The sequence below is a fragment of the Sphingobium xenophagum NBRC 107872 genome (assembly GCF_000367345.1).
GTDB lineage: Bacteria > Pseudomonadota > Alphaproteobacteria > Sphingomonadales > Sphingomonadaceae > Sphingobium > Sphingobium xenophagum.
This window is the reverse complement of record NZ_BARE01000046.1, coordinates 1-11986: the sequence shown is the minus strand read 5'-3', so window position 1 is coordinate 11986 and position 11986 is coordinate 1. Positions and strand designations below refer to the sequence as shown.

Here is an 11986-nt window from a genome sequence, read left to right as displayed (position 1 = left end):
GACTGGAGCGCCGGATTAGCACAGTGGTAGTGCAGCGGTTTTGTAAACCGAAGGTCGCGGGTTCAAATCCTGCATCCGGCACCAGTCAGGCCATGTCCCCCTGCGTTGAAAGCGAAGCCCCAAACGCAAAATGGGGGCCGACATTGCTGTCGGTCCCCACTGCCGTCGGGTCATGCGATCCGCTTCTCTGGCGAGAGGCGATCATCGGCCCGGCGCTGTCCTGGCACTGGCCCGAAAGCCTGTTTGCCAAGGACTGCTCCAGCTTGGGCCAAGGGCAGCCAGGCTGGCTCTGGCCCGCAATATCCGAAGCCCGACGTTCACTTTCGCGCGTACCCGGCTACGGTCTTTTGGACCGATCCGTCGGTTGATGTCGCCCTCGCGAAAGACATCTTCCAGCGGACCTTCGGTACAGCGTTAAATTCCTGTTTTACCAAGGATTCTCGGAAACGGATCGCTCCGTTCCCAACTGTGCCGATACAGGGAAGGTCTCACCAAAACCGAGTCGTGCAAAGCAGAATCGGCAACGGCGCGTAGCCAAAGCGTCATAAAGCTGTGGATAACTTTTCGCTCTCTTCAAATTGAAAGCCGCCAGCCCGACCAGGCGTTGGACGACTATGCCAAATGATGGCTGAACCGCCCGTTCGTCCCTGCGCCGCGTCCGTTCGCCTCAAAATTTAGCGATGGATAAACAGTGGCTTATCTCGTTGTGCGCTGTTCATGCAACCTGCGTCAAGGTGCAGGGGTTCAAGCGTCAAATCCACGCATTCGGAGGAGAAACTTATGCGTAAAGCCCTACTCGCCTTGGCCGCTGTCTCGCTGGCCATCCCCATGTCCATGGCCGTCCCGACCGACGGTGCGCAGGCACGCAAACATTATCGGTACAAGGAATGGCGCGGACGCGATGGCCGGACCTATTGCCGCAAATCGGACGGCACGACTGGCCTGATCATTGGCGCTGCTGGCGGCGCGTTGCTGGGCCGGGCGATCGATACGCGCGGTGAGCGCACGACTGGCACCATATTGGGCGCGGTGGGCGGTGGCCTGCTGGGCAAGGAAGTCGACAGCAAGCGTCGCTGCCGTTAACTCCAGCCTGTAAAAAAGGGGCCGCCTCCCGTCGGAAGCGGCCCTTTTATTTGCTTAGAGCTTGTAAAGCTTAGTTCGACGCGGCGCCGCGGGCTTCGTCAACCGAAAAGCTGACCTGCTGGCCACCCGAAATGCCCGAAACCTTGCCATCCTTGACCGAGAGGTTGAAGGCAACTGCGTCGGGGAAACGACGGCCGGAAATGACGCGGCCCGACTTGGTTTCCTTGACGTCATAGACGTAGGTATAACCTTCATGGGAAAAGCGCTGCTTGGCAGCGTCTTCAGCCTGAGCGGGGGCAGCGAGAGCAACAAAAGCGCCGAGGGCGCTGGCAGCAACAAATTTGGACAGCATTCGCATGGGTAAACTCCTTGTGAATGCCGATCAAACACCTCTTGAATGTTCTTTTCTGTTGGGACTTTTTTATGTCGCAGCGCAGCAAAGCGGCAATCGCAAAAAGCGCCCCTGCAATTGCGTGTAACGCAACCGGAACGTTTTTTGAGTATCAAGCCTTTGATAAGGCGACGATATGATCAAATTCGGCCTTTGACACGGGCGAGACGGACAGGCGCGATTGCCGCAACATAACCATGCCGGCCAGCGCGGGATCGGCCTTCATCGTCTTGAGCGTGACGGGCTTGGCCAGCTTTTCGCGGGCGTGAACATGAACCGCGATCCATTTGCCGCTATCGTCGGTGCTGTCGGGGGCCGCTTCCTCGACAATCTCCATGATGCCCACCGCCTCGACCCCGATATTACTGTGGTAGAACAGCGCCAGATCGCCCCGGCGCATCGCCTTCATATTGAGTTGGGCCGCGTGGTTGCGCACGCCGTCCCATTCCGCTTTCCCCTTGGCGACCAGGTCGTCATAGGAAAAAACATCGGGTTCCGATTTCATCAGCCAATAGTTCATTTTGCCTCCTTGCATCACCGCTCCGCCGCGATCAAGGATGGGAATATCGCTTAACCATCCTTATGTTGCGCGCCCCGTCCCCATAGTTTCAGACCCCTAATTTCGGAGAGAATAAAGTGTCGCAATCGGTGCTGGATCAGGTGCCCGTCCTGTCTATGGCGGAATTGAGCAAGGCGGATTTCGCGCAAGGGTTCGGCGACTCCTTCCAGCGATTCGGCTTCGCGATGGTGCGCGATCATGGCATGGACCCGGCACTGATCGACGCGGGATGGACGCTGGCTCGCGACTTTTTCGCCCTGCCCGAAGCGATCAAGCGCGCCTATGACGCCAAATATAATGGCGGTCAGCGCGGCTATACCGCGTTCGGTACAGAAATCGCCAAGGGCGCGAGCGAGAATGACCTTAAGGAATTCTGGCATGTCGGGCGCGATCTTCCCCCCGGCGATCCACTGGCGGAAACGATGCCGCCCAATGTCTGGCCCGATGAGCTGCCCGCCTTCCACCCCGTCTTTACCAAACTCTATGCCGAATTCGACCGGGTGGGGGCGGAATTGCTGTCGGCCATCGCGCTCTATCTGGGGCTGGAGGAACGCTGGTTCGACGGGCCGATCGACCGCGGCAATTCGATCCTGCGGCTGCTCCATTATCCACCCGTCTCGCCCGAAGCACCCGGCATCCGCGCGGGCGCGCATGAGGACATCAACCTGATCACTCTGCTACTGGGGGCGGAGGAAGGCGGGCTGGAGCTCAAGGACCGCAACGGCAACTGGCTGCCGGTGGTCCCCCCGCCCGGCGCGCTGGCGATCAATGTCGGCGACATGCTCCAGCGACTGACCAACCATATGTTGCCATCGACCAGTCATCGCGTGGTCAATCCGCCGCCGGAGCGGCGCGGCCATTCGCGCTATTCGATGCCCTTCTTCCTGCACCTGCGCCCCGACGTGATGATCGACGCGCTGCCGCAATGCGTGAGCGAGGCCAATCCGCGCCGCGATCCGCCGATCAGCGCACATGACTATCTGACCGAACGACTGATCGAGATCGGCCTGATCAAGAAGGGGTAAATAGCGTGCTCCCGCGAAGGCGGGAGCCCAGTTGTGGCGTTTCGACTGGGCTCCCGCCTGCGCGGGAGCACGTCGCGTCTATTTCCGGCTGCGCCCCAAGGTGATGCCGATTTCCTCGCCCCGTTCGGACAGGGCCAGCTTGACGATCTTCACTTCCACATGGGTCACATTGTCACCCTGAAGGAAGATGGTGTCGATGATATGGTCGGCCACGGCTTCGATCAGGGTAAAATGCACACCGTCCGGCAAGGCTGTCGAGGCGGCATGCTTGAGGTCCATATAGTTTTTGGACTGCGTCAGCGGGGTCGCCGGATCATAATGATCGGCGATCGCCAGCCGCGCGCGGATGGAGATACGCAGCGGCTGGGGGAGATGCGTCTCCTCCGAATAAATGCCGGTCAGTACGTCGACATGAAGGTTATTGACCTCCAGCGTCAGAAAATCGTCAAATCCAGTCTGCATGGCCTGCCATATCCGGCCCTTCCCTGCTGTCAGACGGGGCCAGTTTAGTCTTTCATTTTGCGATGCGGGCGGTAAAGCCCGCCGCTCCCGGCGCGGTCCATGCGCCATTGATCGCGGATCGGCAAGACGTGTCTATGATTGTCCCTCTCGAAAGCCAGCGGCCAGACGCGATCGAGCGTCTGCTCGACGACGCGTTCGGCGTCGATCGGCATGCACGGACGGCCTATCTGATTCGCGGGACGGTCGCCTGGATTCCCGCTCTTTCCTTCGCGGTGGTGGATGGACAAGGCGCGCTCATTGGATCGCTGCAAAGCTGGCCGGTCGTGCTGACGCAGGATGACGGCACGCAATGCCCCTATATCATGGTCGGGCCGGTAGCGGTCGCCCCCGCGCATCAGGGCGGCGGCCATGGCCGGGCGATGATGGACGCTGTCGTGGCGGCAGCAAAGGCGCAGGGAACAGCGCCGCTGATGATGATTGGCGACCCGGAATATTATGGCCGCTTCTGGGGCTTTAGTGCTCAGGACACGAGCGGCTGGCGTGCGCCCGGCCCGGTCGAGCAACGGCGTCTGCTGGCGCTGTCGGTCGATGGCCGCGCTGTGGGGGGCGCGGGGATGCTTGGTCCCGATATTAGCGTCATCGCCTGATTCCCCTTTGCCATCGGGGCGCTGCGATCCTATCTGCATAGCCTATGCCGATGGACCCGCTACCCGACCTTGCCGACCTGTCGCTCAGCGACATTGCGCGCCTGCTTGCCGAAAAAAAACTCCCGCCGGTGGAGAAATGGAATCCCGACCATTGCGGCGACAGCGACATGCGGATCGCGCGCGACGGAACCTGGTTTCACCAGGGATCGCCAATCGGGCGCGAGGCAATGGTCCGCCTGTTTTCCACCATATTGCGGCGAGAAGCAGACGGCAGCTATGTGCTGGTCACCCCGGTTGAAAAGCTGAGCATCGAAGTCGAGGATGCCCCCTTCGTCGCGGTGGAACTCAAGAGCGAAGGCGAAGGACGCGAACGGGCGCTGGCGTTCCGGCTGAACACCGGCGATCTGGTCGCGGCGGGGCCGGACAATGCGCTGCTGCTCCGTGAGACGGCGGACGGGCCGCATCCCTATCTTCATGTCCGCGCGGGGCTGGAGGCGCTGGTCGTGCGCAGCATCTATTATGAACTGATGAACATGGCGCTGGATGAGGGCGCCGAGCGGATCGGCCTGTGGAGCAACGGCGCTTTCTTTCCGCTGGACGGCGGGGCATGACCCTGGCCGAGCGGCTGCGTGCCGCGTTGGCCGAAGGTCATGGCCGCGATGGCACCATCCTGTCATCCGACATGCGCGATCCCCGCATCGACGGACACATCGCGCTCGCCCCCGCCGCCGTACTGGTCGCCATCACCGACCGGCCCGAACCGGGGTTGATCCTGACCCAGCGGTCGGAACGACTGCGCCAGCATGCGGGACAGGTCGCCTTTCCCGGCGGCCGCGTCGATCCTAGCGATGCCGATGAGATCGCCGGGGCGCTGCGCGAGGCGGAGGAGGAAATCGGCCTGCCGCCGCATCTGGCGCAGGTCATCGGCACGTCCGACCGCTATCATACCTTTACCGGGTTCGACGTCATCCCGGTGCTGGCGGTCATTCCGCCCGACCTGCCCTTGCAGCCGCAGGAAAGCGAAGTGGCCGACTGGTTCGAACTGCCCCTCGCCTATGCGCTGGACCCGGCGAACCGGACCCGGCATGCCGTCGAATTTGAAGGGGCGGTGCGGCATTATTACGAGATATTATGGCAGGAACGGCGGATATGGGGCGTGACCGCCGCCATCCTGGCAAACCTGTCGCACCGGCTGGGTGCATTATGAACGTGGTGCTGCCCGACGCGCCATGGCGGCATCGTCCCGGTCTCGACGATTTGCTGACGGCGCTGGATGCGGCGGGCGGCAAGGCCCGCTACGTCGGCGGCGCGGTGCGCGACGGCTTGCTGGGGCTTGCGGTCAATGATCTGGATATTGCCACCACGCTTGCCCCCCAGGACGTGCTCGACCGGCTGAAGGCAGCAGAGATAAAGGCGGTACCGACCGGTATAGACCATGGCACGATCACCGCCGTCATCGCCGGCTGGCCGGTGGAGATTACGACGCTGCGCCGCGACGTCAGCACCGACGGGCGGCGCGCGACCATCGCCTACACCGATGACTGGCGCGAGGATGCGGCGCGGCGGGACTTCACGATTAACGCACTTTATGCCGATCCGCTGAGCGGGGAGATCACCGACTATTTTGGCGGGGTTGCCGATCTGGAAGCGCGGCGATTGCGCTTCATAGGCGATGCCCACGCGCGCATTGCCGAAGATCATCTGCGCATCCTGCGCTATTTCCGCTTTCTGGCGCGCTATGGCGACGATGAGCTGGACAATATGGCCTATGCCGCCTGCGTCGCTTCGGCCAACAGTCTGATGGCGCTGTCGCGCGAGCGGATTGCCGATGAATTGCTCAAATTGCTGGGGGTCGCCGCGCCGATCCATGCGTTGCGGCTGATGGTCGATGGCGGGATATTGACGCCGGTTTTGCCTGAAGTCGACCGCGCCGGGATCGACCGGCTGGAGCGGTTGATAGCGCGGGAGGCCGCGGCTGGCCTTGCACCATCGGCGCTGCGGCGGCTCGCGGCCTTGCTGCCGCCCGATGCGGCGCGGGCCGATCTGGTCGGCGCGCGGCTCAAACTGTCGAACAAGGCGCGCAAGCGACTGACGACGGCGCTGGAGGCTGGCTTGGGCGATATGCCGATTCGGGCGCTGGCGTGGCATATTGGGGTCGAAGGTGCGATCGACAGGTTGCTGCTGGATGCCGATGCGGATCTGTCGCCTCTCTCCGCCCTGGACGACTGGACGCCGCCCAAACTTCCGATAGGCGGTGGCGCGTTGATCGCGCGCGGACTGCCCCCCGGCCCCGATGTCGCCAGGGCATTGAATGTCGTGCAGGATATGTGGATCGCGGAAGGTTTCCCGGACGGCGCGCGGGTTGACGCAATTGCCGATCAGACCGTTTCGAAATTCCAGCGCGCGCGCCAATAGTCGAAGGCGTCCTGTTCGGCCATCGGCTTGGCGAAATAATAGCCCTGCCCTTGCCAGCATCCCAATTGCTGAAGCGCATGGGCAAGCTCCTGCGTCTCGATCCCTTCGGCCGTGACCTTGAGATTGAGCGACTCCGCCAGCGAGAGGATCGTGCGGACGATGACCGTCTTGTCGCGATCCTCCAGCATGTTCGACACGAAACTACGATCGATCTTCAATATGTCGATCGGCAGGCTGTGCAGGCTGGCCAGGTTGGAAAAACCAGTGCCGAAATCGTCCATCGCGATCGGCATCTGCAAATCCTTGAGCGCGAACAGCAATTTGCGCGCCTTGTCGGGATCGGCGATGATTGCGCTTTCGGTGACTTCGGCGGTCAGGCGATGCCCGGCAATGCCGGAATAGCGCAGCGCTTCTTCGAACATCGACGCGACATCGTCCCGCGCCATCTGGATCGGCGAGAGGTTGACGTTGACGCCGACCGGCATGGGCTGGCCGAACCTGGCGTCCCAGCGCGACAATGCCTGCGCCGCTTCATAGGCGGCCCATCGGCCCAGCGGGGTGATGAGGCCGCTTTCTTCGGCCACGGCGATGAATTCGACCGGGGACACATGCCCCAATTCCGCATCGTCCCAGCGGGCGAGTGCCTCGAACCCCGTAATCTCCCCGGTATGGAGATGGATCAGCGGCTGATAGGCCAGCGACAGGCCACCCTGCGCCAATGCGTCGCGCAGACGGCTCTCGATCGAAAAGCGGCGCTGCGCTTCCTTGAGAACACCGTTGCGATATATTTCCACCTTGCCGCTGCACTTGGCGATCTTGACCGCTGCCTGCGCCTTGCGAACGATGTCATCGGGGTCATCGCTCAGGCTGGTGGAAAGGGCACAGCCGATCGCGCAATCCACCCGGATTTGCAGATCGCTCAGCCGGATCGGCGAACTCAGCGCTTCCTTGATCCGCTGGACGATGTGAAGGGCATCCGACAGGCCATTGTTCAGACGGGCGAATATCGCAAAATCATTGCCGCCAATCCGCGCCAGCACATCGCCCTGCCGCAGGCTGGATTTCAGTCGCTTGGCGACCGTGATCAGCAATTCGTCGCCAGCCATCGGGCCAAGCGATTCATTGACCCGGCTGAACCGGCTAAGGTCGATCGCGATGATGCCGAATTGGGCATTTTCGGGCCAGACCGAATTGGCAATCCGGTCGTCAATCTCTTCGCCAAATCCGGTGCGATTGGGCAGCGCGGTCAACCCGTCGGACAGAAGTTCGCGGCGCAGATTCTTCTCGACCGTCCGTTCGCTGGTACGATCGGTCGCGGTGAACAGGTAAAGTTCGGGATGGTCCGCATCGGCGGGCAAGCGGCCGATGGTGCACATGAAATATTCCGGCCCCAATTTGCCGTCGCGGCGAATTTCAAAACTGTCTGCGACGTGATTCGTCTGAATGAATTTCAGGATGCGATCGCGCCACACGGTCGCGGCCTGGCTGATGGCCCCGTCCTTTTCCTGATGCTGGCGAAACGCCTGCAAGAAGCGGTCATTGGCTTCGACCACCGACAACAGATTGTCATCATGAGATAAAATCGCTGCCGCCTGCGACATGGCGGCCAACCATTGGCTCGGCGCTATGACGAAGGATGGATATGCCTCCGCGTCCCCCGCAACAGGGTCGTTGCTGGTCCTTCCGACTGGCCAGTTGCGCACAGAAATGGATTCCATGCCTTGGCCATATCGGGAAGCGGTAAATTTTCAGGAAACGATGCGCCGATCATTGTAAAAAATGGTCATTAAAAGCGATTGTCGCGCGGAAAGCCGGTGGGCGGCATACGGCCAGCCGCACCGCGCGCCACTTTCCACGGCGTCATGTCCGATTCGGTTCGCATCCGCCCGGTTTCGCCCCCCATCGCCCAGCTAAGTCCGTCGACCAGGCGGAAGGTGATGGCGTCCGACAGACCACCATCGCGATAGCGCTGCATCTGCACGCCCTGTCCACGCGCCATGCGGGGCATTTCGTCGAGCGAGAAGACGAGCAATTTGCGGTTTTCGCCAATCACGGCCACGCTGTCCGACCCTGGCGCGACCGGGCGGATGACAGCCAGCCTGGCGCCGGTGCGGACATTGACGACCTGACGCCCTTTGCGGGTTTCCGCCATGATCTCTGCCACCGCCGCAATGAAACCGCGCCCGTCGGAAGACGCCAGCAACAATTCCGTGCCAGCCCGTGCGGGCATGAAGGCGACGATCGCGCCTTCATTGTCCATATCGACCAGCGACCGCACCGGATCGCCAAAGCCGCGCCCGCCCGGCAGCTTGTCCGACCCCAGCGTATAGACGCGCCCGGTCGACGTCGCGAGCAGCAGCTTGTCGGTCGTGTAGGCGTGAAACGCGAATTGCGGACCGTCGCCCTCCTTGAACTTGAGCGTATCGGCCGCAGCCAGATCGCGATGGCCGCTCATCGCCCTGATCCAGCCGCGTTCGGACAGAATGACGGTGATCGGTTCGCGCTCGATCATCGCCTCCAGCGGGATGTCCCGTGCGGGTCCGGCTTCCTCCACCAATGTACGGCGGTGGCCAAGGGCCGTGTCGGGGCCATAGCGCTTGCGCAGCGCGGCAATGTCGCGCTTCAGCTTGGTCCGCTGGCGCTGCGGGCTTTCGACCAGCTTTTGCAGATCCTCCTGCTCCGCCACCAGATCGGCATGTTCGCGGCGCAATTCCATCTCTTCCAGCTTGCGCAGAGACCGCAGGCGCATGTTGAGAATGGCTTCGGCCTGCCGGTCGGTCAGGGCAAATTCGTCCATCATCACCAGCTTTGGCTCATCCTCCGTACGGATGATCTCGATCACCCGGTCAAGGTTGAGATAGGCGATGATATAGCCATCGAGCAGTTCGAGCCGATCGGCAATCTTGGCAAGGCGATGCTGCGCGCGCCGGACCAGCACGTCGATCTGGTGCTTGAGCCATTCGATCAGCACCGCGCGCAACCCCAGAACGCGCGGCGTATGGGTGGCGTCCAGCACGTTCAGGTTGAGCGGAAAGCGGTTTTCCAGATCGGTCAGTCGGTAGAGACTGTCCTTGAGCACCTGCGGATCGACATTGCGGTTCCTGGGCGTGATGACGATGCGGATCGTCTCATCGCTTTCATCGCGCACATCTTCCAGGATCGGCAGCTTCTTGTCGTTGATCAGGGCCGCGATCTGCTCGATCAGCTTGCCCTTCTGCACCTGATAGGGAATTTCGCTGACGATCAACTGCCAGGTGCCGCCGCTCAATTTCTCTATGCCGGTCGGTTCCCAGACGCCCTGATCATCCTTGCCGGTCGAAAAGCGCGCACGGGTGCGGAACGCGCCGCGTCCCGTGGCATAGGCTTCCGCAATGATTGCGGGACTATCCACCAGCACGCCGCCAGTGGGGAAGTCCGGCCCCTTCACCACTGCCATTAACGCCGCATGATCCGTATCGGGATTGTCGATCAGCAAGCTGGCGGCATCGAGTATTTCGGTCACATTATGCGGCGGTATGCTGGTCGCCATGCCCACCGCAATGCCGCTGGCGCCATTGGCAAGCAGGTTGGGGAAAAGGCCGGGGAACACCTCCGGCTCTTCGTCCTCGCCATTATAGGTCGGGCGGAAATCGACCGTGCCTTCGTCCAGTCCCGCCATCAGGTCGGCGGCAGGCTGGGTCAGGCGCGCTTCGGTATAGCGCATCGCGGCGGCATTATCGCCGTCGATATTGCCGAAATTGCCCTGCCCGTCGACCAATGGCGTGCGCAGGACGAAATCCTGCGCCAGCCGCACCATGGCGTCATAGACGCTGCTGTCGCCATGGGGGTGATATTTGCCTATGACGTCGCCCACGACGCGGGCGCATTTCTTGTAACTTGTGCCGTTGCGGACAGGGTTGGCGACCAGCACGTCGGCCGACGCGCCGGACGGCTCCATCCTGAGCAGCCGCATCGCCCAGAGCAGGCGGCGATGCACCGGCTTCAACCCGTCGCGCAAATCCGGCAAGGACCGCGCGGTAATGGTGGACAGGGCATAGACGAGATAACGCTGCGACAGCGCCGCGTCGAACGGATGGTCCTTGATATTGTCGAAAGGATCGCGAAAATCGGTCATCGAAGATGGCTTAGCAGGCGGATGAGAGGAACGGAACGGGAATTGCGCTGGATCAGAAGCCCGTCAAAAGGATATCGAGCGCGCGCATAATCCTATCCTGATGGTGATGCAGCATCGAGACCGGTTGCTTGAGCAATCGCGAATGGACAGCGCCAGCTAGATGGGTAGCCATCATCAGCCGCTTACCCTCTATATCGAAACAGGGGTGCAGAGCCGGCAGGCCAGCGGGCATATCATCGGGCGGCAATAGCGGGACGACCAGACGAGTTCCTACATTATCGACATGATCGCTCTGGCAATCGAGAACCAGTCCCCCATTCGGCAATAGATATACACCAAACCGTGCCATCAGAATTGTCGATATTTCTCAAGCGGCAATTCGTTATTCTCGGCCCAGACGTTCCAGGCGGCTATCGCTTCCTTATTCTCCTCTTGCCAGCGACGGCCGCGTTCGGCGGCGATTTGCTTGGCCAGCGCGTCTTCACAGGTGCGGGACAAGTTGATTCCCAACGCCCGCGCCTCTGCGACAAGCGCCATATCCAGCGACAGGTTGGTCGCCTTGCGCGTCCCGATCCGTTCATGCCTGGTCACAACCAACTCCTTCATGAAACATGCGCATGAACATACGCATCATCCGTCACGGGGCAAGTAGCGTCCCTGCGGGTCATCGGCGATGGCGGCGGCGAATTCGGCGCTGATCCAGTCGCGAAACGCCTTCACCTTGGGCGTATTGCGAGCGTGGGGCGGATAGACGATCCAGTAGCTCGCGATCTCGCGGACATAGGATGGCATGGCCTCGACCAGCAGGCCCGCCTCCACCTCCGCCTTCCACAGGAACAGGTTGAGGATCGCGATCCCCTGCCCCCCGATCGCGGCACGGCCTTCCATCACCTGGCTGTCCAGCGCGATGCCCGGCGGCCCGCCTGCCGGATCGGCCTCCACCCCCATGGCCGCGAACCATTCATGCCACCACATATCGTCGGGCGACAAGCGCGGCAGGGCATGAAGCGCCTGCGCATCGGCGACCGGACCATGGCGCGCCAGCCAGGCCGGGCTGCACATCGGCGCCAGGCGGTTGTGCGTCAACAGCCGCGCCTCCAGCCCCGGCCAATTGCCCTTCCCGCCGCGAATCGCCAGATCGACGCCGGTGCGGGCAAGATCGACCACCGCATCCTCGGCCTGGATGCGCACCGCCAGCCCCGGATGACGCATCTGGAACGCGCCGATCCGGGGGGCGAGCCAGAGATGGGCGAAACTATTGGTGCAACTGATGGTGAGGACCATCGGGCT

General features: G+C 62.0%; 14 protein-coding genes and 1 tRNA gene. 7 read left to right on the top strand and 8 right to left on the bottom strand.

Annotated features, from left to right (window positions below; translation table 11 throughout):
* Positions 1-9: 9 nt before the first annotated feature.
* Together SX1_RS17545 and SX1_RS17540 are read left to right on the top strand one after the other, a co-directional pair.
* Positions 10-84: transfer RNA gene (locus SX1_RS17545), tRNA-Thr, on the top strand.
* Between the two features lie 696 nt (positions 85-780).
* The gene (locus tag SX1_RS17540) at positions 781-1083 is read left to right on the top strand and encodes a glycine zipper 2TM domain-containing protein (RefSeq protein WP_017182305.1); all 303 of its coding nucleotides are present in this window, start codon (positions 781-783) and stop codon (positions 1081-1083) included.
* A gap of 70 nt (positions 1084-1153) precedes the next feature.
* Here the strand turns inward: SX1_RS17540 and SX1_RS17535 are convergent, their stop codons facing one another.
* Both SX1_RS17535 and SX1_RS17530 read right to left on the bottom strand, forming a co-directional pair.
* Positions 1154-1435: a hypothetical protein gene (locus tag SX1_RS17535; RefSeq protein ID WP_019054051.1), complete on the bottom strand. Its 282-nt coding sequence runs from the start codon at positions 1433-1435 to the stop codon at positions 1154-1156.
* 151 nt (positions 1436-1586) lie between these two features.
* Positions 1587-1994 carry an EVE domain-containing protein gene (locus SX1_RS17530; protein ID WP_017182307.1) on the bottom strand — a complete coding sequence of 136 codons (408 nt, stop codon included), beginning with the start codon at positions 1992-1994 and terminating at the stop codon, positions 1587-1589.
* A gap of 116 nt (positions 1995-2110) precedes the next feature.
* Between SX1_RS17530 and SX1_RS17525 the strand changes: the two genes are divergently transcribed.
* On the top strand, positions 2111-3058 hold the full coding sequence (locus SX1_RS17525; protein ID WP_019054050.1) for an isopenicillin N synthase family dioxygenase: 948 nt from the start codon (positions 2111-2113) through the stop codon (positions 3056-3058).
* A 78-nt stretch (positions 3059-3136) separates the two neighbouring features.
* Here SX1_RS17525 and SX1_RS17520 read toward each other — a convergent pair whose 3' ends face one another.
* Entirely contained in the window at positions 3137-3520 is a 384-nt protein-coding gene (locus SX1_RS17520) for a dihydroneopterin aldolase (RefSeq protein ID WP_017182309.1), read from the bottom strand.
* A gap of 134 nt (positions 3521-3654) precedes the next feature.
* On the opposite strand from SX1_RS17520, the gene SX1_RS17515 reads away from it, so the two are divergent.
* Genes SX1_RS17515 through SX1_RS17500 form a run of 4 tightly spaced genes read left to right on the top strand, consistent with a single transcriptional unit; the run spans position 3655 to position 6582 of the window.
* On the top strand, positions 3655-4167 hold the full coding sequence (locus tag SX1_RS17515) for a GNAT family N-acetyltransferase (RefSeq protein WP_026149880.1): 513 nt from the start codon (positions 3655-3657) through the stop codon (positions 4165-4167).
* A 44-nt stretch (positions 4168-4211) separates the two neighbouring features.
* The gene (locus SX1_RS17510) at positions 4212-4778 is read left to right on the top strand and encodes a DUF1285 domain-containing protein (RefSeq protein ID WP_019054048.1); all 567 of its coding nucleotides are present in this window, start codon (positions 4212-4214) and stop codon (positions 4776-4778) included.
* The gene (locus SX1_RS17505) at positions 4775-5374 is read left to right on the top strand and encodes a CoA pyrophosphatase (protein ID WP_019054047.1); all 600 of its coding nucleotides are present in this window, start codon (positions 4775-4777) and stop codon (positions 5372-5374) included. Before SX1_RS17510 ends, SX1_RS17505 begins: the two co-directional genes overlap by 4 nt.
* The gene (locus SX1_RS17500; protein WP_019054046.1) at positions 5371-6582 is read left to right on the top strand and encodes a CCA tRNA nucleotidyltransferase; all 1212 of its coding nucleotides are present in this window, start codon (positions 5371-5373) and stop codon (positions 6580-6582) included. Before SX1_RS17505 ends, SX1_RS17500 begins: the two co-directional genes overlap by 4 nt.
* Here SX1_RS17500 and SX1_RS17495 read toward each other — a convergent pair.
* The 5 genes from SX1_RS17495 to SX1_RS22900 all read right to left on the bottom strand — a co-directional run.
* Positions 6546-8300, bottom strand: a complete 1755-nt coding sequence (locus tag SX1_RS17495) for a putative bifunctional diguanylate cyclase/phosphodiesterase (RefSeq protein WP_019054045.1) — start codon at positions 8298-8300, stop codon at positions 6546-6548. The genes SX1_RS17500 and SX1_RS17495 overlap by 37 nt on opposite strands.
* Before the next feature lie 68 nt (positions 8301-8368).
* Positions 8369-10696 carry a DNA topoisomerase IV subunit A gene (gene parC, locus SX1_RS17490; protein WP_019054044.1) on the bottom strand — a complete coding sequence of 776 codons (2328 nt, stop codon included), beginning with the start codon at positions 10694-10696 and terminating at the stop codon, positions 8369-8371.
* A gap of 52 nt (positions 10697-10748) precedes the next feature.
* Positions 10749-11045 carry a CcdB family protein gene (locus tag SX1_RS17485; protein WP_026149879.1) on the bottom strand — a complete coding sequence of 99 codons (297 nt, stop codon included), beginning with the start codon at positions 11043-11045 and terminating at the stop codon, positions 10749-10751.
* A complete protein-coding gene (locus SX1_RS17480; protein WP_026149878.1) occupies positions 11045-11287 on the bottom strand; it encodes a type II toxin-antitoxin system CcdA family antitoxin in 243 nt (80 codons plus the stop codon). Before SX1_RS17480 ends, SX1_RS17485 begins: the two co-directional genes overlap by 1 nt.
* A gap of 39 nt (positions 11288-11326) precedes the next feature.
* Positions 11327-11986: LysR substrate-binding domain-containing protein (locus SX1_RS22900; protein ID WP_019054041.1), on the bottom strand; the 660-nt coding region annotated here is incomplete at its 5' end.

What these genes read in the sequence shown, in the direction of transcription:
- SX1_RS17540 (WP_017182305.1), top strand. Translation starts at nt 781, where the DNA reads ATGCGTAAAGCCCTACTCGCCTTGGCCGCTGTCTCGCTGGCCATCCCC.
- SX1_RS17535 (WP_019054051.1), bottom strand. Translation starts at nt 1,435, where the DNA reads ATGCTGTCCAAATTTGTTGCTGCCAGCGCCCTCGGCGCTTTTGTTGCT.
- SX1_RS17530 (WP_017182307.1), bottom strand. Translation starts at nt 1,994, where the DNA reads ATGAACTATTGGCTGATGAAATCGGAACCCGATGTTTTTTCCTATGAC.
- SX1_RS17520 (WP_017182309.1), bottom strand. Translation starts at nt 3,520, where the DNA reads ATGCAGACTGGATTTGACGATTTTCTGACGCTGGAGGTCAATAACCTT.
- SX1_RS17515 (WP_026149880.1), top strand. Translation starts at nt 3,655, where the DNA reads ATGATTGTCCCTCTCGAAAGCCAGCGGCCAGACGCGATCGAGCGTCTG.
- SX1_RS17510 (WP_019054048.1), top strand. Translation starts at nt 4,212, where the DNA reads ATGCCGATGGACCCGCTACCCGACCTTGCCGACCTGTCGCTCAGCGAC.
- SX1_RS17505 (WP_019054047.1), top strand. Translation starts at nt 4,775, where the DNA reads ATGACCCTGGCCGAGCGGCTGCGTGCCGCGTTGGCCGAAGGTCATGGC.
- SX1_RS17500 (WP_019054046.1), top strand. Translation starts at nt 5,371, where the DNA reads ATGAACGTGGTGCTGCCCGACGCGCCATGGCGGCATCGTCCCGGTCTC.
- SX1_RS17495 (WP_019054045.1), bottom strand. Translation starts at nt 8,300, where the DNA reads ATGGAATCCATTTCTGTGCGCAACTGGCCAGTCGGAAGGACCAGCAAC.
- parC (WP_019054044.1), bottom strand. Translation starts at nt 10,696, where the DNA reads ATGACCGATTTTCGCGATCCTTTCGACAATATCAAGGACCATCCGTTC.
- SX1_RS17485 (WP_026149879.1), bottom strand. Translation starts at nt 11,045, where the DNA reads ATGGCACGGTTTGGTGTATATCTATTGCCGAATGGGGGACTGGTTCTC.